Source organism: Streptomyces sp. NPDC037389 (assembly GCF_040636475.1).
GTDB lineage: Bacteria > Actinomycetota > Actinomycetes > Streptomycetales > Streptomycetaceae > Streptomyces > Streptomyces hesseae.
In genome coordinates this window covers 124248-146349 of record NZ_JBEZUS010000002.1, presented here as the reverse complement: position 1 = coordinate 146349, position 22102 = coordinate 124248, and the positions used below count along the sequence as shown (strand labels likewise).

The window sequence follows — 22102 nt, the reverse complement described above, 5'->3', positions numbered from 1 at the left end:
GATTGGGGCGGCCGCCGCCGGGCCACGATCACTGATGTCATGAGTGGGCGGCGGCGGTTGACACGGGTCCTGGCGGTACTGATCGGCGCGTTCGCGGTGTGGCTGTCGGCAGCCGGCACCGCGGACGCGGCCCCGGCGGAACGAACATCGGCGAAAGAGGCTCCGACCTGCCGGGTCGGCGCCTATCTCAGCGACCTCTACGACCTGGACCCCGCCAAGAACGCCTTCTCGGCGCGCCTGACGGTCTGGAGCGTCTGCCCGAAGCGCGAGCTGGACCCGCTGCCCGACGTGGCGTTCAGCAATTCCAGTGACGCCGAGAAGAGCGAGCCCTCGGTGACGCGGGAAGCCGGCATGTTCCGGGACCTGGTGCGGATCCAGGGCGTCTTCCGGCAGGACTGGGACCTGCGCGCGTTCCCCTACGACCGGCACCGGATCACGATCAACATCACGTCCCGCAAGACGATCGACAAGTTCCGCTTCACCCCCGACAACGAGGACTCGGGCGCGAACGAGGGGCTCGCCCCCAACGGCTGGAAGCTCACCGGATTCCATCTGGCCTCGGTCGAGCAGCACTTCCCGACGAACTTCGGCGACGTCACGCTCCCCCGGGGGAAGGGCAGCACCCGCAGCAGGCTGGTCGTCGAGATGGGCCTGGCGCGTGACGACCCCACGGCCTTCTGGCGGCTGACCGGGCCGCTCTACCTCATGGTGCTCCTCGCCACCGCCGCCTTCCTGCTGCCCACGCACGGCAATGAGCTGGGCATGGCCGAGCGGCTGGACTCGATGCAGAGCCGGCTGGCCCTGCTGGGCGGCGGACTCTTCGTGGTGATGCTGAACCTCCAGCAGGTGAGCACGGTCGTCACGAGCACGGTCGGGCTGACGCTCATCGACGGGCTGCATCTGCTGACGCTCGTCTATGTGCTGCTGGCGGTGCTGGCCACCGTGCTGTCCTGGCGCTGGACGGTCCGGGGCGGCGACCCGGCGCGGGCGGAGCGGATCCACCACCGCTGCGCCTGGATCGGGCTCGCCACGTACGCCCTCGTCGCCGCCGCGCTGGTGGTGTACGCCGCCGGTCTGGCGTAGGCCGGCGACCGGTACGGGTCAGCGGCCCAGCAGCGCGAGGATGTTGTCCGTGGTGTCCGTCTCGGCCAGGCGCGGGAGGACCTTCTCGACGGAGAGGCGGTGCACCTCGGGGTCCGGGTCGGTGACGGCGTCCGTCGCGACGGTCACGTGGTAGCCGTGCTCGTGGGCCGCGCGGGCGGTGGACTCGACGCCCGCGCCCGTCGCGATGCCCGCCAGCACGACCTGGGTGACGCCCCTGCGGCGCAGCTGGAGGTCCAGGTCGGTGGCGTGGAAGGCGCCCCAGGTGTGCTTGGTGACCACGATGTCGGTGTGCTGGCGGCCGAGCTCCGGCACCGGCTCGGCGAAGTCGGCCGGGGGCAGGCCGGAGCGCGGCGGGGCCTCGGAGCGCCCGGGCGCGGCGCCGACGACACGTACCAGGACGACCGGCAGCCCGCGCTCGCGGAAGGCGGCGGCGAGGCGGGCGCCGCGCTCGACGACGGCGTCGGCCGGGGGAGCGGGGTGGGTGGTGGGCAGGGCGACGATGCCCTTCTGGAGGTCGACGAGGACGAGGGCGGTCGCCGGGTCGAGGGTGGTGGCTGTCATGCGGCCACCCTAAGAGAAAGACAGGTAAACTTGCAAGGATGCCTTTCTGAAATGCGTGGACACGGGACATGCGCGATGGTCTTGCCACGGGGAGTGACGGGACCTACGGTCGCATGCACACGCGGATCTTTCGCGTACGCAGCCTGTTCGAAGCCCCGGCTGAGGAGCAGCTCATGGCCAACGTTGTCCGTGCGGCACTGGTCCAGGCGACCTGGACCGGCGATACCGAGTCGATGATCGCCAAGCACGAGGAGCACGCCCGCGCCGCCGCCGCGCAGGGCGCCAAGGTGATCGGTTTTCAGGAAGTCTTCAACGCCCCCTACTTCTGCCAGGTGCAGGAGAGCGAGCACTACCGCTGGGCCGAGCCGGTCCCGGACGGCCCGACCGTCCGCCGGATGAGCGACCTCGCCCGCGAGACCGGCATGGTGATCGTCGTGCCGGTCTTCGAGGCCGAGCGGTCCGGTTTCTACTACAACACCGCCGCCGTCATCGACGCCGACGGCACGTATCTCGGCAAGTACCGCAAGCACCACATCCCCCAGCTCAAGGGGTTCTGGGAGAAGTACTACTTCCGGCCCGGCAATCTCGGCTGGCCCGTCTTCGACACGGCCGTCGGCCGGATCGGCGTCTACATCTGCTACGACCGGCACTTCCCCGAGGGCTGGCGCGCCCTGGGCCTCGCGGGCGCGCAGCTCGTCTACAACCCCTCGGCCACCTCACGGGGCCTGTCCTCCCACCTGTGGCGGCTGGAACAGCCCGCGGCCGCCGTCGCCAACGAGTACTTCGTCGCCGCGATCAACCGCGTGGGCCAGGAGGAGTACGGGGACAACGACTTCTACGGCACCTCCTACTTCGTCGACCCGCGCGGGCAGTTCGTCGGCGAGCCGGCCAGCGACACCAAGGAGGAACTGCTCGTCCGCGACCTCGACTTCGACGTGATCGACGAGGTGCGCCGGCAGTGGGCGTTCTACCGGGACCGCCGCCCCGACGCCTACGACGGGCTGGTGCGGCCATGAGCCCCGCCGCCCCGCTCCACGACCGGCACCGGGCCGTGATGCCCTCCTGGCTCGCCCTCTACTACAGCGAGCCGCTGGAGCTCACCCACGGCGAGGGCCGGCACGTCTGGGACGCCTCCGGAAAGCGGTACCTCGACTTCTTCGGCGGCATCCTCACCACGATGACCGCCCACGCCCTCCCCGAGGTCACCAAGGCCGTCGGCGAGCAGGCCGGCCGCATCCTCCACACCTCCACCCTCTACCTCGACCGGCACATGGTCGAGCTCGCCGAGCGCGTCGCGAGCCTGTCCGGCATCCCCGACGCCCGGGTCTTCTTCACCACCTCCGGCACCGAGGCCAACGACGCCGCGCTCCTGCTGGCCACCACCTACCGCGGGTCCAACCAGATCCTGGCGATGCGCAACAGCTACCACGGCCGTTCCTTCTCCACGGTCGGCATCACCGGGAACACCAGCTGGTCGCCCACCAGCCTCTCGCCCCTCCAGACGCTCTACGTGCACGGCGGCGTCCGCGGCCGCGGGCCGTACGCCCACCTGAGCGACGGGCAGTTCATTGAGGCGTGCGTGGCGGACCTGGAGGACGTGCTGGGCCAGGCGCACGGCACCGTCGCCGCGCTGATCGCCGAGCCCGTCCAGGGCGTCGGCGGCTTCACAGCGCCGCCCGACGGGCTCTACGCCGCCTTCCGCGAGGTCCTCAAGCGGCACGGCATCCTGTGGATCACCGACGAGGTGCAGACCGGCTGGGGCCGCACCGGCGACCACTTCTGGGGCTGGCAGGCCCACGCCGCGAGCGGCCCGCCCGACCTGCTCACCTTCGCCAAGGGCATCGGCAACGGCATGTCCATCGGCGGCGTCGTCGCCCGCGCCGACGTCATGAACTGCCTCGGCGCCAACTCCATCTCCACCTTCGGCGGCAGCCCCGTCACCATGGCCGCCGGCCTCGCCAACCTCACCTATCTGATCGAGCACGACCTCCAGGGCAACGCCCGCCGCGTCGGCGGCCTCCTCCTGGAGCGGCTGCGCGCCATCGGCGCGGGCCTGCCGATCGTCCACGAGGTGCGCGGGCGAGGGCTGATGGCCGGCGTCGAGCTCGTCGGACGCGACGGCTCACCGTCCCCGAACGCCGCCGCCCGCACCCTCGAACACGCCCGGGAGCGGGGCCTGCTGATCGGCAAGGGCGGCCGCGAGGGCAACGTCCTGCGCATCGCCCCGCCCATGACGCTCACCGTCGCGGAGGCCGAGGAGGGCGCCGCGATCCTCGAAGAGGCGCTGAGGCGCGCCCAGCAGGACCTCGCCGCCGAGGAGGGCCCATGACCACCACGCTCATCAGCGGCGGACTCGTCGTCACCGCCGCCGACGAGATCGCCGCGGACGTCCTGATCGAGGACGGCAAGGTCGCCGCGCTGGCCGCCCCGGACAGCGCGTACGCCGGGCGCTGGAGCGCCGACCGCGTCATCGACGCCACGGGGAAGTACGTCATCCCCGGCGGCGTCGACGCCCACACCCACTTCGAGCTGCCCTTCGGCGGCACCGCGGCCTCGGACACCTTCGAGACCGGCACCCGGGCCGCCGCCTGGGGCGGTACGACGACGGTCGTCGACTTCGCCGTCCAGTCGCGGGGGCAGTCCCTGCGCGCCGGACTGGACACCTGGCACGCCAAGGCCGACGGCCGGTGCGCCGTCGACTACGCCTTCCACATGATCCTCTCCGATGTGCACGAGAGCTCGCTCAAGGAGATGGACCTGCTGGTGGGGGAGGGCGTGACGTCCTTCAAGCTGTTCATGGCCTACCCGGGCGTCTTCTACAGCGACGACGGGCAGATCCTGCGCGCGATGCAGCGGGCCGCCGGTAACGGCGGGCTGATCATGATGCACGCCGAGAACGGCATCGCCATCGACGTCCTCGTCGAACAGGCCCTGGCGGCGGGGAGGACCGACCCCCGCTACCACGGAGAGGTCCGCAGGACCCTCCTGGAGGCCGAGGCCACCCACCGCGCCATCCAGCTCGCCCGGGTCGCCGGCAGCCCCCTCTACGTCGTGCACGTCTCGGCCGAGGAGGCCGTCGCCGAGCTGGCACAGGCCCGCGACAAGGGCCTCCCGGTCTTCGGCGAGACCTGCCCGCAGTACCTCTTCCTCTCCACCGACAACCTCGCCGAACCGGGCTTCGAGGGCGCCAAGTACGTCTGCTCCACACCCCTGCGGCCGCGCGAGCACCAGGCCGCGCTCTGGCGCGGGCTGCGCACCGACGACCTCCAGGTCGTCTCCACCGACCACTGCCCCTTCTGCTTCTCCGGCCAGAAGGAGCTGGGCCGGGGCGACTTCTCGAAGATCCCCAACGGGCTGCCCGGCGTGGAGAACCGCATGGACCTCCTCCACCAGGCCGTCGTCGACGGCCATATCTCCCGTCGCCGCTGGATCGAGATCGCCTGCGCCGCGCCCGCCCGGATGTTCGGTCTCGCCCCGCACAAGGGCACCATCGCCCCCGGCGGTGACGCCGACATCGTCATCTACGACCCCCACGCGCGGCAGACGCTCTCCGCGTCCACCCACCACATGAACGTCGACTACTCGGCCTACGAGGGCAAACAGATCACCGGGCAGGTGGAGACGGTCCTCTCGCGCGGCGAAACCGTCATCGAGAAAAGGCGGTTCACAGGACGGGCGGGCCACGGACGCCACGTCCCCCGCACCACCTGCCAGTACCTCAGCTAAGGAGCACCCCGCACGTGGACTTCGGCCTCGTCCTCCAGACCGACCCGCCCGCCACCGCCGTCGTGGACCTCATGAGACGCGCCGAGGGCGCGGGCTTCCGCTACGGCTGGACGTTCGACTCCGCCGTGCTGTGGCAGGAGCCCTTCGTCATCTACAGCCGCATCCTGGAACACACCGAGCGCCTGGTCGTCGGCCCCATGGTCACCAACCCCTCCACCCGCACCCCCGAGGTGACCGCCTCCACCTTCGCCACCCTCAACGACATGTACGGCAACCGCACCGTCTGCGGCATCGGCCGGGGCGACTCCGCGATGCGGGTGGCCGGGCGCAAGCCCAACACCCTCGCCACGCTCGGCGAGGCGATGCGCGTCATCCGCGATCTGGCGGAGGGCCGCGAGGCCGACGTCGGCGACGGGAAGACACTGCGGATCCCCTGGATCCGCGACGGCCGGCTGCCCGTGTGGATGGCCGCCTACGGCCCCAAGGCCCTGGCCCTGGCGGGCCGCGAGGCCGACGGCTTCATCCTCCAGCTCGCCGACCCCTTCCTCACCGAATGGATGATCAAGGCCGTACGCGCCGCAGCCGCCGACGCGGGCCGCGACCCGTCCTCCGTCACCATCTGCGTCGCCGCCCCCGCCTACGTCGGCGACGACCTCGACCACGCCCGCGACCAGTGCCGCTGGTTCGGCGGCATGGTCGGCAACCACGTAGCCGACCTCGTCACCCGCTACGGCACCCACTCCGGCGCCGTCCCCGACGCCCTCACCGACTACATCGAGCGCCGCTCCGGCTACGACTACAGCCACCACGGCCGGGCCGGGAACCCTTCGACGGACTTCGTCCCCGACGAGATCGTCGACCGCTTCTGCGTCCTGGGCCCGGTGGCCGCCCACCGCGAACGCCTGGAGCACCTGAGGGAGCTGGGCGTGGACCAGTTCGCGGTGTACGCGATGCACGACGCGAAGGAGGCGACGATCGAGGCGTACGGGGAGCATGTGATCCCGGCGCTGGGGTGAGCCGGCCCCGGTCCCACCCTTTCACCGTTTCCCCGGAGGGGCTGATTTCAGCCCCTCCGGCGTTTGAGGAGCGGGGTCCGGGGCGGAGCCCCGGGAAACGGTGAAAGGGCGGGGCCGGGGCACAACTCCCTACGGGACCCGCGCGGTCCACTCGGGCGTACTGAACTTGGTCGCGGCCAACTCCTCCGCCCGAGCCATCTCCTCCGGAGTGACGGCACCGTCGACGAGCCCGTACCGCCCCCGGAACGAGGCCACCATCCGCTCGATGACGGCCTCCCGGGGCAACCCGGTCTGACGCCGCAGCGGATCCACCCGCTTCTTCGCGGACTTCGTCCCCTTGTCGGAAAGCTTCTCCTTGCCGATGCGCAGCACATCGAGCATCTTGTCCGCATCGATGTCGTACGCCATCGTCACGTGGTGCAGCACCGCCCCGCCGCCGGACACCACCCGCTTCTGCGCGGCTCCCGCGATCTTGCCCGCCTCGGTGGCGATGTCGTTGAGGGGCTGGTACCAGGCCTTGACGCCCATGCCCTCCAGCGCACCCAGGACCCAGTCGTCGAGGTAGGCGTAGCTGTCGGCGAAAGAGAGCCCCTGCACAAGGGCATCGGGCACGCACAGCGAGTACGTGATCGTGTTGCCGGGTTCGATGAACATGGCGCCACCGCCCGAGATCCGCCGCACCACCGTCATCCCGTGACGCTCCGCCCCCTCCGGGTCGACCTCGTTCCGCAGCGACTGGAAGCTGCCGATGACCACGGCCGGGGACGCCCACTCCCAAACCCGCAGTGTCGGAGGCCGCCGCCCGGCGGCGACCTCCATCGTCAGCACCTCGTCCAGCGCCATGTGCAGGGCCGGGGACTGCGGCCCGTCGTGGACGAGCTGCCAGTCGTAGTGATGCCAGTCCGTGGCCTGCGCCAGCGCCCGCCGCACCGCCACGCCCACCGCCTCGGAGGAGAAGCCGAACATCACCGTGCCCTCGGGCAGCGCCGCGTCGATGCGGGCGGCGAGCTCCGGGGCGGGGGTGTCGGCCGGCGCGCCCTCCAGGGCGCGGTTGATGTCGAGCAGCGCCTCGTCGGGCTCCAGGAAGAAGTCCCCGGCCACCCGGACGTCGCGCAGCGAGCCGTCCTCGACCTCCAGGTCCACGACGACGAGTTTTCCGCCCGGAACCTTGTATTCGCCGTGCACGGCCGCGTCCTTCCGCTCGTTCCCTCCGGTCGGCCACCCGGCCGACGGCGGAATCAACCGTAACTCTTGCGTGCCCGTCCACCGTCTGCCTTGCTGGGACGCATGTTCCCGTCGTTCACCACCCGACCCACCCTCCAGGGCACCTTCGGCATGGTGTCCTCCACCCACTGGCTGGCCTCCCAGTCCGCGATGGCGGTCCTGGAGAGCGGCGGCAACGCCTTCGACGCCGCCGTGGCCGCCGGGTTCGTGCTGCACGTCGTCGAGCCGCACCTCAACGGCCCGGCCGGGGAGGTGCCCGCACTGCTCGCCCCCGCCGGGGGACCGGTGCGGGTGCTGTGCGGCCAGGGCCCGGCCCCCGCCGGGGCGAGCGTGGCGCACTACACCTCGCTCGGCCTGGAGCTCGTGCCCGGCACCGGCCCCCTGGCGGCGGCCGTGCCCGGCGCCTTCGACGCCTGGATGCTGCTGTTGCGCGACTACGGCACCAAGCCCCTGCGCGACGTGCTCCAGTACGCCATCGGCTACGCCGAGCACGGCCACGCACCCGTCGAACGGGTCGGGGCGACCGTGGCCACCGTCAGGGAACTGTTCGAGACCGAGCCGGAGTGGGCGTCCTCCGCCGCCCTCTATCTGCCCGGCGGCAGACCCCCGGCCCCCGGCGTCCTCTTCCGCAACCCCGACCTCGCCGCCACCTGGCGCCGCCTCCTGGCCGAGGCGGAGGCCGCCGGGCCCGGCCGCGAAACGCGGATCGACGCCGCCCGCCGGGTGTGGCGCGAGGGTTTCGTCGCCGAGGCGCTCGTCCAAACCGCCGCCCGCCCCACCCTGGACACCTCCGGGGAACGCCACGCGGGCACCCTCACCGGCGACGACCTCGCCCGCCACCACGCCTCCTACGAGGACCCCGTCACCCACGACTGGCAGGGCTGGACCGTCTGCAAGGCCGGCCCCTGGTCCCAGGGCCCCGTCCTCCTCCAGCAACTGGCCCTGCTGCCCGAGCGGCCGCCCGCGTACGGGACGCCCGACTACGTCCACACCCTCATCGAGGGGAGCAAGCTCGCCATGGCCGACCGCGAGGCCTGGTACGGCGATGCCACCGGCGACATACCGCTCGACGCGCTGCTGTCGGACGCGTACAACGCCGGGCGCCGGAAGCTGATCGGCGCCACCGCCTCGTACGAGCTGCGCCCCGGCAGCCCCCAGGGACGCGCCCCGCGCCTGGCCCGGGTCCCCGTCCCCGGGGGCCCGGCGGCCGTCGCGGGCGGCGGGGAGCCCACCGTCGCCGCCGACGGCGCCACCTCCGGGGACACCTGCCACCTCGACGTCGTCGACCGCTGGGGCAACATGATCTCCGCGACGCCCAGCGGCGGCTGGCTCCAGTCCAACCCCGTCGTGCCCGGGCTCGGCTTCCCCCTCGGCACCCGGCTCCAGATGGCCTGGCTGGAGGAGGGCCTGCCGAACAGCCTCACACCCGGCCGCCGGCCGCGCACGACCCTCACCCCCTCCCTGGCCCTGCGCGGCGGGGAGCCCGTCCTGGCCTTCGGCACCCCCGGCGGTGACCAGCAGGACCAGTGGCAGCTCCACTTCTTCCTCGCCGTCGCGCTGCGCCCCGAGGTACGCGGCGGGCCGGACCTCCAGGGCGCCATCGACGCACCCAACTGGCACCAGGAGGGTTTCCCCGGTTCCTTCCACCCGCGTACGGTCCGCCCCGGCGCCGTCACCGTCGAATCGCGGCTCGGTGAGAAGACGATCTCCGAGCTGCGTCGCCGGGGGCACGCGGTGACGGTCGGCGGGCCGTGGTCGGAGGGGCGGCTGTGCGCGGTGGCACGCGACCCGGAGACGGGCGTGCTGTCGGCGGCGGCCAATCCGCGCGGGATGCAGGGGTACGCGGTGGGACGGTGAGAGGCCCATGGGGCGGCGGTGACCAGGCGTTCACCGGAACGTCATCGTGAGGCCATCGCCACACCACCGGTAGTCGACCCCACGTGGTTCGATATTCATATGGTTCAGACGATCGAAAAGTCCCTCGCCGCATTCCTCGAGGGCGACCTCAGCGAGGTCGAGGAGGCGGTCCGCAAGGCGGCCGCGACCGAGATCCTGCCGCGCTTCCGGCAGCTCGCCGCGGACGAGATCGTGGAGAAGAACGGCCCGCACGACCTCGTCACCGTCGCCGACCGGCTCGCCGAGGAACAGCTCACCCACGCCCTCACCGCCCTGCTGCCCGGCTCGGTGGTGGTCGGCGAGGAAGCCGTGCACGCCGACCCGTCCGTGCTCGACGCCCTCGGCGGGGACGCCCCTGTGTGGATCGTCGACCCGGTCGACGGCACCCGCCAGTTCGTCCACGGCGACCCCGGCTTCGCCACCCTCGTCTGCCTCGCCCACCGCGGCGAGCTGCTGGCCTCCTGGACGTACGCCCCCGCCCTCGACGAGCTGGCCGTCGCCCGGCGCGGCGGGGGAGCGGTGCTCAACGGCGTACCGCTGCGCTGCGGTTCCCCGGAGCCCGGCCGCGACCTGACCGTCGCGATCTCGCACTACGACTTCACCACCGACGAGGAGAAGCGCGTCCTCGGGACGCTGCTCACCGACGGCGTCGCCCCCCGCCCCTGCGGCTCGGCGGGGCTGGAGTACCTGGCCGTGGCCCGGGGCACCCTGGATTCGCTGGCTTTCTCGTGGGAGAACCCCTGGGATCACGCGGCCGGTCTGCTGCTGGTCGCCGAGGCGGGCGGGGCGAGCGCCACCGTCGCGGACGAGCCCTTCCGGATCACCGGTGGCAACGCCCTTCCCTTCAGCGCCGCGCGGGACGAGAAGACGCTGCGGCATATCCTGGGTCTGCTGGCGTCCGCCGGCTGATCGACAGGCTGTTCTGATCGACAGGCTGTTCTGGTTACAGGACATGAGGGGAGCCCCGGTGGCCACCATGCTCGACGCCGTCGTCGTGGGGGCGGGGCCCAACGGGCTGACCGCCGCCGTGGAACTCGCCCGGCGCGGTCTCGCCGTCGAGGTCTTCGAAGCCGCCGACGCCATCGGGGGCGGTACCCGCACCGAGGAGCTGACCCTCCCGGGCTTCCGGCACGACCCCTGCTCCGCCGTCCACCCCCTCGCGGTCCGCTCGCCCGCCTTCGCCGACATGCCCCTGGACCTCCACGGCCTGGAGTGGATCCACCCCGAGCTGCCGCTCGCGCACCCTTTCCCCGACGGGACGGCCGCCGTGCTCTCCCGGAGGGTCGGCGAGACCGCCGCCTCGCTCGGCCCGCGCGACGCGGGCCGCTACCGCCGGCTCGTCGCGCCCTTCCACGGCCGCTGGGACACCGTGGCCGCCGACTTCCTGCGCACCCAGTGGGACGGGCTGCCCCGCGACCCGGTCACCTACGCCCGCTTCGGGCTGGTCGCCGCGCAGTCCGCCGGACTGCTGGCCAGGACCCGCTTCCACGACGAGAAGGCCCGCGGCCTTTTCGCGGGGCTCGCCGCCCACGGCATCGCCCCGCTCAGCGGCTTCGGCACCGGCGGCATGGCCCTGCTCTTCGCGCTCGCCGCCCACGAGTGCGGCTGGCCCGTACCGCGCGGCGGCTCGCAGTCCATCGCCGACGCCCTCGGCTCGTACCTGCGCGAGCTGGGCGGCGTCATCCACACCGGCTTCGAGGTCAAGCACCTCGACGACCTGCCGCCCGCCCGGGCGTTCGTCTTCGACACCTCGCCGACCGCGCTCGCCCGGATCGCGGGACTCGGCGACGCCTACCGGAACTTCCGCTACGGACCCAGCGTCTTCAAGATCGACTACGCGCTGGACGGGCCCGTGCCCTGGACGGCCGAGGCCGCCCGCCGGGCCGGGACCGTCCATGTCGGCCCCACCTTCGGGGAGATCGGGGAGGCGCTGCGGGCCGCCGTCGAGGGCGACGACCCCTCCGTCCCCTTCCTGATCACCGCCCAGCCCAGCATCGTCGACCCCACCCGCGCACCCGAGGGCAAGCACACCTTCTGGGTCTACGGGCATGTGCCGAACGGCTGGGAGGGCGACGCCACCGAGGTGATTGAGCGTCAGATCGAACGCTTCGCCCCCGGCTTCCGCGATCGCGTCCTCGCCCGTGCCACGGCCGGGCCGCCCGAGCTCGCGGCGCGCAACGCCAACTACGTCGGCGGCGACATCGCCACGGGCTCGGTCGCGGGCCTGCGGCTCCTGCTGCGCCCCAGGCTCGCGCGCGTCCCCTACGCCACCGCGCACCCGGCCGTCTTCCTGTGCTCCTCGGCCACCCCGCCGGGCCCGGGCGTGCACGGCATGTCCGGCCACCACGCGGCCCGGGCGGTCTGGCGCAGGCTCTTCGCGTAAGGGGGCCGGCCGGCACCGCCGCCTCGGCGTGGGTTACGCCGCCTGACCCAGGTCGGCCAGCACCCCGGCGCGCAGCGCCGCGGGCTCCACGCCGAGGCGCCGGAAGTAGTCCGCCGTCGTCTCGTCGTCGCAGCCGAGCACGCCCAGCAGGACGTGTTCGAGGCCGATGTGATTGCTCTTCAGTGTCCGCGCCTCGCGCAGAGAGCCCTCCAGTGCCCTCTTGGCGCGGGGCGCGAAGGGGATGTGGCCGACGTTTCCGGCGGGGTTGCGGCCCAGCCCGAACAGCCGCCGTCCCTCCGGTTCGGGTGCCGGCGACGGCGCGTCCAGCGCGCCGGGCCCGAATGCCCGCTCCGCCTGGTCGCGCACCGCGTCGAGATCGATGCCGAAGGCGCGCAGCGCCTCCGCGTCGTCCTCGTCGAAGTGGCCGTCCGGGACCGTCGGCACCGACTCCGAGTCGAAGGCGGCAAGGCAGCCCTCGGCGGTGATGTCGAAGCGGGCCAGGGTGGTGCCGACCGGCGCCCCCGCGTGGCCGGCGATCGCCATCAGCAGATGTTCCGTGCCGATCCGCGCGTGCCCCAGCGCGCGCGCCTCTTCCTGAGCCTCGACGACCGCGAATCGCGCGTCCTTGGTGAACCGTTCGAACATGTTCGTCTACCTCCTGGCGTGCTTCTTGTGGACCGCCTGCCTGCTGACCCCGAGGGCGCCGCCGATCTCCTCCCAGGACCAGCCCTGCCGGCGGGCGCTGTCGATCTGAAGGGCTTCCAGCCGCTCGACCAGCCGCCGCAGCGCGGCGACGGCGCGCAGCCCCACTCGGGGGTCCGGGCTCATCGCGGCTTGGGTGGTGCCCACCGCGTCGTTGGATTCCGTCGCTTCGGTTCCGGCCATGCTGTCAACCTAGGATGACATGACGCCGGTGTCAACCATCATTGACAAACCGGGGATCGGTCCCCGGTGACCTTGATGTCGGATTTCCGCGAGCACCGGGCCCTCGGAAGATCGACCCTGGAGGCATGCACACCGACTTCGACCGCTGCGTACGGGCCGTCCGGTCCAAGGACGCGCGCTTCGACGGCTGGTTCTTCACCGCCGTGCTCACCACACGCATCTACTGCCGTCCCAGCTGCCCCGTCGTTCCGCCGAAGGAACGGAACATGTCCTTCTACCCCAGCGCGGCCGCCGCCCAGCAGGCCGGCTTCCGGGCCTGCAAACGCTGCCGTCCCGACGCCGTCCCCGGATCGCCGCAGTGGAACGAACGCGCCGACCTCGTCGCCCGCGCCATGCGCCTCATCGCCGACGGCACGGTCGACCGCGAAGGCGTCGGCGGCCTCGCCGCCCGCCTCGGCTACAGCACCCGCCAGATCGAACGCCGGCTGTTCGCCGAGCTCGGCGCCGGACCCCTCGCCCTCGCCCGGGCCCAGCGCGCCCAGACCGCCCGCATCCTGATGGAGACCAGCGACCTGCCCATGGCCGACGTCGCCTTCGCCGCCGGCTTCTCCGCCCTGCGCACCTTCAACGAGACCGTCCGCGAGGTCTTCGCGCTCACCCCCACCGACCTGCGCGCCCGCGCCGCGCGCGGCAGGGGCCCGGCCACCCCCGGCACCCTGGCGCTGCGGCTGCCCTTCCGGGCGCCCCTGTGCCCCGACAACCTCTTCGGGCTGCTCGCCGCCACCGCCGTCCCCGGTGTGGAGGAGTGGCGCGACGGCGCGTACCACCGCACCCTGCGCCTCCCCTACGGGCAGGGCACGGTCGCGCTCGCCCCCGAGCCCGGCCATATCGACTGCCGGCTCGCCCTCACCGACCTGCGCGACCTGGCGGGCGCCATCAGCCGCTGCCGCGGGCTGCTCGACCTCGACGCCGACCCGGAGGCCGTCGACGAACGGCTGCGCGCCGACCCCGCGCTCGCGCCCCTCGTCACCGCCGCCCCCGGCCGCCGCGTCCCGCGCACGGTGGACGCCGACGAGCTCGCCGTACGGGCCGTGCTGGGCCAGCAGGTGTCGACCGCCGCCGCCCGCACCCTCGCCGCACGGCTCGTCGCCGCGCACGGCGAACCCGTGACCCCGCCCGAAGACGGCCCCGGCGCGGGCCTCACCCACCTCTTCCCGTCCGCCGAGGCGCTCGCCGCCCTCGACCCCGCCGCCCTGGCCATGCCCGCGGGCCGCCGGGCCACCCTCGTCCGCACCGTCCAGGCGCTCGCCGACGGCGAACTCGCCCTCGGCGCCGGCAGCGACCGGGAGCACGCCCGCGCGCGGCTCGCCACGCTGCCGGGCATCGGGCCCTGGACGGCGGAGATCATCGCGATGCGCGCCCTCGGCGACCCCGACGCCTTCCCCGCCACCGACCTCGGGGTGCGGCGCGCGGCCGCCCGGACCGGACTGCCCGCGACCCCGGCCGCCCTGACCCGGCACGCCGTGGCCTGGCGGCCGTGGCGCGCGTACGCCGTGCAGTACCTGTGGTCGGCCGACGACCACGCCGCCACCCGCATGCCCGCCTGACGCCCGCTCCGTTAGGAGACCTCCCATGACCCGCGTCCGCACCCACGTCCACACCGTCGTCGGCAGCCCCTACGGCCCCCTCACGCTCGTCGCCACCGACGGAGTCCTGTCCGGCCTCTATATGACCGACCAGCGCCACCGCCCTCCCCAGGAGACCTTCGGCGACCGCGCGACCGAACCCCTCGACCCCGACGGGCCGTTCCCCGAGGCGATCTGCCAACTGACCGCCTACTTCGCGGGCCGACGCACCGGATTCGACCTTCCGCTGCACCTGGAGGGCACCCCCTTCCAGCGCCGCGTCTGGGAGGAGCTGCGGCGGATCCCGTACGGGCGGACCGTCTCCTACGGCGAGCTCGCCGAGCGCCTAGGCGCCCCGGGCTCCGCCCGGGCCGTCGGCCTCGCCAACGGCAGGAACCCCGTGGGCATCATCGTCCCCTGCCATCGCGTCGTAGGCGCCAGTGGCGATCTGACCGGCTACGGCGGCGGCCTGGAGCGCAAGCGGCGGCTGCTGGCGCACGAGAGCGGTCCGGAGCGGCTGTTCTGAGCGGTCCGCCGGGATCGCGGTCCGGTCGCCGCGGGCCGGTGGGGGCCGGTCGTGCCCACGCGGCGGCAGCCGCATATCGACACTGCCCCGCGCCCCTTACGGGGCGCCCAGCCGCTCCAGCAGCGCGGGAAGCGCGCTCCCGATCGGCTCGCGCACGATCTCGTCGGCGCGGTCGTCGTACGGCGTGGGCTCGGCGTTGACGATGATCAACCGGGCGCCGTGGTCGGCCGCGAGACCGGCGAGGGAGGCGGCGGGGTGCACCGTGAGGCTCGTACCGACCGCGATGAACACCTCGCAGGCCTTGGCGACGGCCACCGCCTCGCCCAGCACCATCGGGTCCAGGCCCTCGCCGAACATCACCGTCGCCGACTTCAGGATGCCGCCGCACGTCTCGCACGCCGGGTCCGGGTCCCCGGCCGCCACCCGCTCCAGCGCCTCCGCCATGCCGGAACGCGCGTGGCACCGGGTGCACTCCACTGCCCGTGCCGTGCCGTGGAGTTCGAGGACCTTGCGCTCCGGCATGCCCGCCAGCTGGTGCAGCCCGTCGACGTTCTGGGTGATGACGCGCACGGGGGTGCCGGACCGCTCCAGACGGACCACGGCCTCGTGCGCGGCGTTCGGCCGGGCGCGCAGTGTCGGCGCGTCCCGGCGCATCCGCCAGGACCGGCGGCGGATCTCGGGGTCCGCCATGTAGTACGCGTACGTGACGAGCTTCTCGGCCTCAGGGTCCCGCCGCCACAGGCCGTTGGGGCCCCGGTAGTCGGGGATGCCGGAGTCGGTGGAGATCCCGGCGCCGCTGAGGATCGCCACGAGAGGTCGTCTGTCCGTCATGCCGCGAGCGTACGTGCGCTCCTGCGCGTCGGCACGCGTATTTCCCGGCGCCGGGTTCCCGTCGCGTCAGGACGGACCGCTCCCGCCGCGTCCCTCCTCGTCCCGGTCCCGGGTGCTGTCCGCGAGCCGGCGCAGCCGGGGGTGGCGCACCGGCCCGTGCTCGGTGACGGCCTCGCCGACCATCGTCCGCAGGGCGTCCCGGAGCCCGTGGAGGGCGTGGTGCCGCGCGGGTCCGGCGCCCGGGTCCGTGCGCAGTTCGGACACCAGCGACCAGCACACGGCCAGCATCACCAGCACGAAGGGCAGCGCGACCAGGATCGTCGCCGACTGGAGGGACTTCAGCCCGCCCGCCACCAGCAGCACCGCCGCCACCGAGGCCATCAGCACGCCCCACACCACCACCAGCCAGGTGCGCGGATGGAGGGCTCCCCGGCTGGACAGCGAGCCCATCACCAGCGACGCGGAGTCCGCGCTGGTGATGAAGTACGTCATCACCAGCGCCATCGCGATCCACGAGGTGAGCGTGGCCAGCGGCAGGGTGTCCAGCAGGGCGAACAGGGAGGACTCCGCGCCCTCCTTGACCGTGCCCGCCATGTCCGCGGCCCCGGTAAGGTCCAGGCGCAGCGCGCTGCCGCCCATCACGCAGAACCACACCACCGTCGCCCCGCTGGGCACCAGCAGCACCCCGATGAGGAACTCGCGTACCGTCCGGCCGTGGGAGATCCGGGCGATGAACGTGCCGACGAACGGTGCCCACGACAGCCACCACGCCCAGTAGAAGATCGTCCACGCGCCCAGCCACTGGGAGTCGGTGAAGGCGCCGGTACGGGTGGCGAGCGTGAGCAGGTCGTTGAGATATCCGCCCGCGGCGGCCGGGATCGTGTTGAGGACGAAGACGGTCGGCCCGAGGAGGAAGACGAAGAGCATCAGGACGGCGGCCAGCGCGATGTTGAGCGTGCTGAGCCACTTGACGCCCTTGTGGAGCCCGGAGAAGGCGGAGAGCACGAAGGCCGCCGACAGCGCCGCGATGATGACGAGTTCGAGGCCCGTGGTGTCCTTCACCCCGGCCGTGATGTTCAGCCCCTTGGACACCTGGAGGGCGCCCAGACCCAGGCTGGTCGCCGTGCCGAAGACCGTGGCGAAGACCGCGAGGAGGTCGACGACCCGCCCCGGCCAGCCGTCCGCCCGCTCCTGGCCGAGCAGGGGGACGAACACCGAACTGAGCCGGTTCCCCCGGCCCTTGCGGAACCCCGCGTAGGCGAGCGCGAGCCCGGCCGTGCCGTAGATGGCCCACGGGTGGAGCGTCCAGTGGAAGAACGAGTACTCCAGGGCCGTACGCGCGGCGGCGGGGGAGCCCGCCGTCACCCCGCTGCCCGGGGGCGGGGAGACGAAGTGCTGGAGCGGCTCGCCGACGCCGTAGAACATCAGCCCGATGCCCATGCCGGCGCTGAACATCATGGCGATCCAGGCCAGGTTGCCGAACTCCGGCGCCGAGTCGTCCGCGCCCAGCCGGATCCGGCCGTACCGGCTGAAGGCGATCACCACGCACAGCACGAGGAAGACGTCGGCCGAGATCACGAACAGCCAGGCGAAGTTGGACAGCACCCAGCCCAGGGCCGAGGCCGAGACCCGGTCGAAGGACTTCCCGGCCAGCGCGGCCCAGGCCACCACCGCCAGGACCGCGGCCATGCCGATGACGACGAGGGGCGGGTCCGGGGCCTCCGTGCGCTCCGTGTACTCGGTGCTCATGACGCCCCACTATGGCCGGGAATAGCCCGATCGGTCGTGCGGGCGCGCCGCCCGGGCCGGGGGGAGTGCGGCAGTTCCCCCGTGAGCGTGTGCGACGCGCGTGAGCCCCCTGCCCCCTACGAGGGCCATGCGGGGTCGGCGTCGCACCGGGCCTGCATCCGTACGCCCTGCTGCCGCGCCCCCGGCGCCCTGTTCATGCGATGTCAGGATGAAAAGAGAAATAAGCCATCCATCCGCCGAACTGGGGGAGCCTCCATGCTGCCCGAAACGCGATCCTGGTCCTCTCGCCGGCCCGGCCTCGTGGGCAAGGTACCCCGGCATCTGGCGGTCATCCTCGACGGCAACCGCCGCTGGGCGGAACGGCACAGCCTCCCCCTGGCCGACGCCTACCAGGCCGGGGCCGATCGGGTGCGCGAGCTGCTGTGCTGGTGCGACGAGCTGAGGATTTCCTACGTCACGGTGTGGGCGCTGTCCCAGGACAACCTCTACCGGGAGCCCAAGGTGGTCGACCAGATCGTGGAGGCCATCACGGCGGGACTGCGCGGCATGGCCGCGGAGGCCCGCTGGCCCATCAGGGTCGTCGGGTCCCTCGATCACCTCCCGCACCAGGAGCAGGCGGTGGCGCTCCGGGCCGTGGAGCGGGATTCCGCCACCGCGCCGGGAACGCGGCTGACGGTGGCCGTCGCGTACGACGGGCGGCGGGAAATCGTCGCCGCGACTCAGGCGCTCATCTGCGCCTACATCGAGGGCTCGATGGCCGGGGAGCTCACTGAACAGCGGCTGGCGGACTTCCTGTCCACCGCGGGACAGCCGGATGTCGATCTTTTGATCCGGACGTCAGGGGAGAGCCGGCTGTCCGGATTCATGCCGTGGCAGACAGCGTATGCGGAGTTCTACTTCACGCCTGTCTACTGGCCGGATTTCGACCATCGTCATTTCGGTGAGGCAATCGATGCCTATGCGGACAGGGATCGGCGGCGTGGGTTGTGAGGTCTTGCCGCGACGGCCGGCGCAAAGGCGCTTGAACGATGCGGGGGCGCGCGGGCCCAGCCATTGATCTTGGTGGTCCGCCATGGATGCGCTCCGCGCCCCAGTGCGCGCTCGGACGTGACCGCCCGTCGTTTGTGAGGCGCACGGTGAGGGCAGCAAAGAATCATGCGCCAAGCCGGTCAACGGAGTTCGGATTCTGGTCGGAAGGGGAGACGCGTGGGCAAGTCCCTACTATTTTCCGAATCGTTTGAGAGCGATCAACTGGCCCTGAAGGAATATCAGATTCCCCAATACGACATCACATTTCCCGTCGTGCTCAACCCTCATCACGAGTACGCGGAAAAAACCGCCGTCCACTGGGCACACGAGTATGGTCTGGACCGCACGCCGGCGGCTGTCCAGCGCCTGACCGACATGCAGTGCGGCATGTTCTCCGTGCTCTGGTGCCCGCGCTCGGACCGCGAGGGAGCGGTCATCCTGGCGAAATGGATCATTTGGCTGTTCCTCTGGGACGACACCTTCGACGACGGCCCACTCGGCCGCGACCCGGCCGCGTTCGCCGACGCCCTCGCCCAGGTCGAGCGCGCCGTCCCGGACGACCCCGGACGCCTCGACGACACCCTCACCTTCCCGCTGGCCCGGGCGCTGGCGGATCTCTGGCGCGACTTCCACGCCTGCGCCCCCGACAACGTGCGACGTCGCTTCCCGGTGTCATTCCGGATGTACCTGCGAGCCATGGCCGCCGAGACGCGGAACCGGGCCGCCGAAGCCGTCCCCGACCTGGACGCGTATTTGCGGCTGCGCCGGGTGTGCGGGGCGACGCGCTCTTCCATCGACATGATCGAAGGGCTCCAGGGAGTGGACGTCCCCGACATGTTGCGGCACGGCCTCTACGGTGAACTGCGCGCTTTCGCCAGCGAACTGTGGCTGTGGTCCAACGACACCTTCACCGTCCGTAAGGATCTGCACTACCGAAATCCCCACAATCTGGTCCTCGTGCTGCGTGAGACCCGGGGCCTGTCGTTGCAGGACGCCGCGGACCAGGCGGGACACATGGTCGAGCAGCGACTGCGGGACTTCGGGAGAGTCGCGGAACGCCTGCGGGAGCTGGTGGACCTGCCGGAGGACCCGCACTCCCGGGCCAAGGAGCCTGTGCTGGGCGGCGTGCGGATGCTGGAGGAAAGCATCTCCGGATATTTCCGCTGGCAGGAGACCACTCTCCGCTACCGGCGCACCTCCGGTTTTCTCACCCCCTGAACCGTCAGTGCCGACAACCGCCGACCTCGAGTGGATGGAGATGGGTCATGCGTGTGCGCAACTACAAGTCCAATTTCTCGGCGATCGCGGCGAACGAGAATCATCTGGAATCCCTCCCGTATCCCACGGGGTGGTTCTGCGTGGGATTCTCCAAGGAATGGCGGCCGGGGGACGTCCGTACCTGCCGCTTCATGGGAGCCGATGTGGTGGTGTTCCGGACCCGTTCCGGCGCACTGCGGGCGACCCACCCGTACTGCCCGCACCTCGGCGCTCACCTGGGGGCCGGAAGCACTGTCGAGGGCGAACACCTTGTATGCCCGTTCCACCGGTTCGCCTTCACGGCGGACGGGAAATGCGCACGTACTCCCTACGGGACGCCGCCGAAATTGTCCCTCGGACTCCTGCCGTCGTGCGAGAAGCAGGGAATCGTATGGCTCTGGTATTCCCCGGACGGTACGTCGCCGACCTGGGAACTCCCTGACTTCCCTGACTACTCGACCCCCTGCACGTTCCGGACCATAGACTTGGCGGGCCAGCCGCAGGATGTACTGGAGAACCTTGTCGATTACGGTCACCTGCGCCAACTCCACGGTCTTCATTACGTCGACGTGGTGTCCGAGCCCAAGAGCGAGGGCCCTTTCTACTCCCTGACGTTCCGCTTCGGCCGTGATCTCCTGCGCTACCCCATGCAGCAGGAGGCCACGTGCCGGCTCATGGGTGTGGGCGGCGCGCTCGTCACCTTCGAGTTCGCGCGCCTGAAGATGCGCGCGGCGGCGTGGGTGCTGGCCACTCCGATCGCACCGGCGCGCATGCGCTTCTGGTCGGCGGCGTACGTCGCGACCGATCCGGTCCCCTACCTGCCCGCGCCGCTCCACCGCTCTCTCGAGCGGGCCCTGAGCGTCGGCATGAACTGGTGGACCGTGCACGACGTGGAAGTCGACCTGCCCATCTGGCACCACAAGAAGTATGTGCGCCATCCCAAGCTGAACGACGCCGACGGCCCCATCGGCTCCTTCCGGCACTGGGCGCGCCAGTTCTACCCCCAGGAGATTCCCGCCGGCTCCTGACCCCGGTAGGGTCGCCGCGGCGCGACGACCCGTACGGCCTCCGGGCCGGGGAAGCGAGGACGGCACGGTGGCGGAACCGACACGCGTACTGATCGCCACGGACAAGTTCAAGGGATCGCTGACCGCCGTGGAGGTGGCCCGGCACGTGGCCGCCGGGCTGCGGCGGGTGGTGCCGGGGGTGGTGCCCGTGGCGCTGCCGGTCGCGGACGGCGGTGACGGGACCGTCGCCGCAGCCCTGTCGGCCGGCTTCGGGCGCCGTGAGGCGACGGTGACCGGGCCCGTGGGGCGGCCGGTCGGGGCCGCGTACGCGCTGAGCGGTGACGGCGGCACGGCGGTGGTCGAGATGGCCGAGGCGTCCGGGCTGCGGCTGCTGCCGCCCGGACGCCTCGCGCCGCTCACCGCGACCACGTACGGCACGGGCGAGCTGCTGCGGGCCGTGCTCGACGCGGGGGCGCGCGACATCGTGCTCGGGGTCGGCGGGAGTGCCACCACCGACGGCGGGGCGGGCATGCTCGCCGCGCTCGGGGCGCGCTTCCTGGACGCGGCCGGGCGTCCCCTCGGCCCCGGGGGCGGCGCCCTCGCCGCCCTCGACCGCGTCGACCTGTCCGGGCTGGACCCCCGCCTGGCCGGGACCCGGATCGTGCTGGCGAGCGACGTCGACAACCCGCTCACGGGCCCGCGCGGGGCGGCGGCGGTGTACGGGCCCCAGAAGGGGGCGGGCGCGGCGGACGTCGCCGCGCTGGACGCGGGCCTCGCCCGCTACGCGCGGCTGCTGGACGGCGGCCGCCTCGCGGACGCCCCCGGCGCCGGGGCGGCCGGCGGCCTCGGCTACGGCGCCCTGGCCGGGCTGGGGGCGGCCTTCCGGCCCGGCATCGAGGTGATGCTCGACGTGCTGGGGTTCCGCGCGGCGGTGGCGGAAGCGGACCTCGTCATCACGGGGGAGGGCTCGCTCGACGAGCAGACGCTGCACGGCAAGGCGCCGGTGGGGGTGGCGCGGGCGGCGGCCGGGACGCCTGTGGTGGCCGTCTGCGGGCGGCTCGGCCTGGATGCCGCCGCCCTCGCCGGCGTGGGAATCCGGCGGGCGTATGCCCTCACCGACCTGGAGCCCGACCTGGAGCGGTGCGTGGCCCATGCCGGGCCCTTGCTGGAGCGCCTCGCGGTCCGTATCGCGCGCGACTGCCTGTGACACCACCTCCCTGATGTACGTCGAGGGGCCCCGAGCCGAAAGCTCGGGGCCCCTCGACGTACATCAGGGAGGTACT

Annotated in this window: 20 protein-coding genes and 1 pseudogene; 14 read left to right on the top strand and 7 right to left on the bottom strand. The window is 72.3% G+C overall.

What is annotated here, in order from left to right; genetic code table 11:
- Positions 1–39 precede the first annotated feature (39 nt).
- The gene (locus AB0E98_RS04205; protein ID WP_361698402.1) at positions 40–1083 is read left to right on the top strand and encodes a hypothetical protein; all 1044 of its coding nucleotides are present in this window, start codon (positions 40–42) and stop codon (positions 1081–1083) included.
- 18 nt (positions 1084–1101) lie between these two features.
- Here the strand turns inward: AB0E98_RS04205 and AB0E98_RS04200 are convergent, their stop codons facing one another.
- Positions 1102–1665, bottom strand: coding sequence for an isochorismatase family protein (locus AB0E98_RS04200; RefSeq protein ID WP_361698400.1), 564 nt, complete (start codon positions 1663–1665; stop codon positions 1102–1104).
- A gap of 173 nt (positions 1666–1838) precedes the next feature.
- Here AB0E98_RS04200 and AB0E98_RS04195 point away from each other — a divergent pair, with 173 nt between their 5' ends.
- Genes AB0E98_RS04195 through AB0E98_RS04180 form a run of 4 tightly spaced genes read left to right on the top strand, consistent with a single transcriptional unit; the run spans position 1839 to position 6407 of the window.
- Entirely contained in the window at positions 1839–2681 is an 843-nt protein-coding gene (locus AB0E98_RS04195) for a nitrilase-related carbon-nitrogen hydrolase (protein ID WP_361698398.1), read from the top strand.
- Positions 2678–3994 (top strand): aspartate aminotransferase family protein, encoded by a 1317-nt coding sequence (locus AB0E98_RS04190; protein WP_361698396.1) that lies wholly within the window; start codon positions 2678–2680, stop codon positions 3992–3994. The genes AB0E98_RS04195 and AB0E98_RS04190 overlap by 4 nt, the downstream gene beginning before the upstream one ends.
- A complete protein-coding gene (gene hydA / locus AB0E98_RS04185; RefSeq protein ID WP_361698394.1) occupies positions 3991–5391 on the top strand; it encodes a dihydropyrimidinase in 1401 nt (466 codons plus the stop codon). Before AB0E98_RS04190 ends, hydA begins: the two co-directional genes overlap by 4 nt.
- 14 nt (positions 5392–5405) lie before the next feature.
- Positions 5406–6407 (top strand): TIGR03842 family LLM class F420-dependent oxidoreductase, encoded by a 1002-nt coding sequence (locus tag AB0E98_RS04180; protein WP_361698392.1) that lies wholly within the window; start codon positions 5406–5408, stop codon positions 6405–6407.
- 129 nt (positions 6408–6536) lie between these two features.
- On the opposite strand, the gene AB0E98_RS04175 is transcribed toward AB0E98_RS04180, so the two are convergent.
- Complete coding sequence (locus AB0E98_RS04175; RefSeq protein WP_361698390.1) at positions 6537–7592, bottom strand: biotin/lipoate A/B protein ligase family protein; 1056 nt, start codon at positions 7590–7592, stop codon at positions 6537–6539.
- A gap of 102 nt (positions 7593–7694) precedes the next feature.
- On the opposite strand from AB0E98_RS04175, the gene AB0E98_RS04170 reads away from it, so the two are divergent.
- From AB0E98_RS04170 to AB0E98_RS04160, 3 genes are all read left to right on the top strand, one after another.
- The gene (locus AB0E98_RS04170; RefSeq protein ID WP_361698388.1) at positions 7695–9488 is read left to right on the top strand and encodes a gamma-glutamyltransferase; all 1794 of its coding nucleotides are present in this window, start codon (positions 7695–7697) and stop codon (positions 9486–9488) included.
- A gap of 99 nt (positions 9489–9587) precedes the next feature.
- Positions 9588–10436, top strand: coding sequence for an inositol monophosphatase family protein (locus AB0E98_RS04165; RefSeq protein ID WP_361698386.1), 849 nt, complete (start codon positions 9588–9590; stop codon positions 10434–10436).
- Between the two features lie 67 nt (positions 10437–10503).
- Positions 10504–11910, top strand: coding sequence for an NAD(P)/FAD-dependent oxidoreductase (locus tag AB0E98_RS04160; RefSeq protein WP_361699320.1), 1407 nt, complete (start codon positions 10504–10506; stop codon positions 11908–11910).
- A gap of 33 nt (positions 11911–11943) precedes the next feature.
- On the opposite strand, the gene AB0E98_RS04155 is transcribed toward AB0E98_RS04160, so the two are convergent.
- The 3 genes and pseudogenes from AB0E98_RS04155 to AB0E98_RS04145 form a co-directional block, all read right to left on the bottom strand.
- On the bottom strand, positions 11944–12354 hold the full coding sequence (locus AB0E98_RS04155; RefSeq protein ID WP_361699318.1) for a Clp protease N-terminal domain-containing protein: 411 nt from the start codon (positions 12352–12354) through the stop codon (positions 11944–11946).
- Positions 12355–12399: 45 nt separating this feature from the next.
- Positions 12400–12555 (bottom strand): annotated as a pseudogene (locus tag AB0E98_RS04150) (Clp protease N-terminal domain-containing protein); the annotation flags it as partial.
- Positions 12556–12561: 6 nt separating this feature from the next.
- Positions 12562–12795: a hypothetical protein gene (locus AB0E98_RS04145; RefSeq protein ID WP_361699386.1), complete on the bottom strand. Its 234-nt coding sequence runs from the start codon at positions 12793–12795 to the stop codon at positions 12562–12564.
- Positions 12796–12920: 125 nt separating this feature from the next.
- Between AB0E98_RS04145 and AB0E98_RS04140 the strand changes: the two genes are divergently transcribed.
- Both AB0E98_RS04140 and AB0E98_RS04135 read left to right on the top strand, forming a co-directional pair.
- Positions 12921–14402 carry an AlkA N-terminal domain-containing protein gene (locus AB0E98_RS04140; RefSeq protein WP_361698384.1) on the top strand — a complete coding sequence of 494 codons (1482 nt, stop codon included), beginning with the start codon at positions 12921–12923 and terminating at the stop codon, positions 14400–14402.
- 25 nt (positions 14403–14427) lie between these two features.
- On the top strand, positions 14428–14946 hold the full coding sequence (locus tag AB0E98_RS04135) for a methylated-DNA--[protein]-cysteine S-methyltransferase (RefSeq protein ID WP_361698382.1): 519 nt from the start codon (positions 14428–14430) through the stop codon (positions 14944–14946).
- 96 nt (positions 14947–15042) lie between these two features.
- Here AB0E98_RS04135 and AB0E98_RS04130 read toward each other — a convergent pair whose 3' ends face one another.
- Both AB0E98_RS04130 and AB0E98_RS04125 read right to left on the bottom strand, forming a co-directional pair.
- Complete coding sequence (locus tag AB0E98_RS04130) at positions 15043–15777, bottom strand: Sir2 family NAD-dependent protein deacetylase (protein WP_361698380.1); 735 nt, start codon at positions 15775–15777, stop codon at positions 15043–15045.
- Between the two features lie 66 nt (positions 15778–15843).
- Positions 15844–17526, bottom strand: a complete 1683-nt coding sequence (locus AB0E98_RS04125; RefSeq protein ID WP_361698378.1) for a BCCT family transporter — start codon at positions 17524–17526, stop codon at positions 15844–15846.
- Positions 17527–17781: 255 nt separating this feature from the next.
- On the opposite strand from AB0E98_RS04125, the gene uppS reads away from it, so the two are divergent.
- The 4 genes from uppS to AB0E98_RS04105 all read left to right on the top strand — a co-directional run bounded on the left by uppS (position 17782) and on the right by AB0E98_RS04105 (position 22026).
- The gene (gene uppS, locus AB0E98_RS04120; RefSeq protein WP_361698376.1) at positions 17782–18516 is read left to right on the top strand and encodes a polyprenyl diphosphate synthase; all 735 of its coding nucleotides are present in this window, start codon (positions 17782–17784) and stop codon (positions 18514–18516) included.
- A 312-nt stretch (positions 18517–18828) separates the two neighbouring features.
- Positions 18829–19773 carry a terpene synthase family protein gene (locus AB0E98_RS04115; RefSeq protein ID WP_361698374.1) on the top strand — a complete coding sequence of 315 codons (945 nt, stop codon included), beginning with the start codon at positions 18829–18831 and terminating at the stop codon, positions 19771–19773.
- A gap of 47 nt (positions 19774–19820) precedes the next feature.
- Entirely contained in the window at positions 19821–20840 is a 1020-nt protein-coding gene (locus tag AB0E98_RS04110) for a Rieske 2Fe-2S domain-containing protein (protein ID WP_361698372.1), read from the top strand.
- Positions 20841–20907: 67 nt separating this feature from the next.
- Entirely contained in the window at positions 20908–22026 is a 1119-nt protein-coding gene (locus AB0E98_RS04105) for a glycerate kinase (protein ID WP_361698370.1), read from the top strand.
- The last annotated feature ends 76 nt before the right edge of the window (positions 22027–22102 follow it).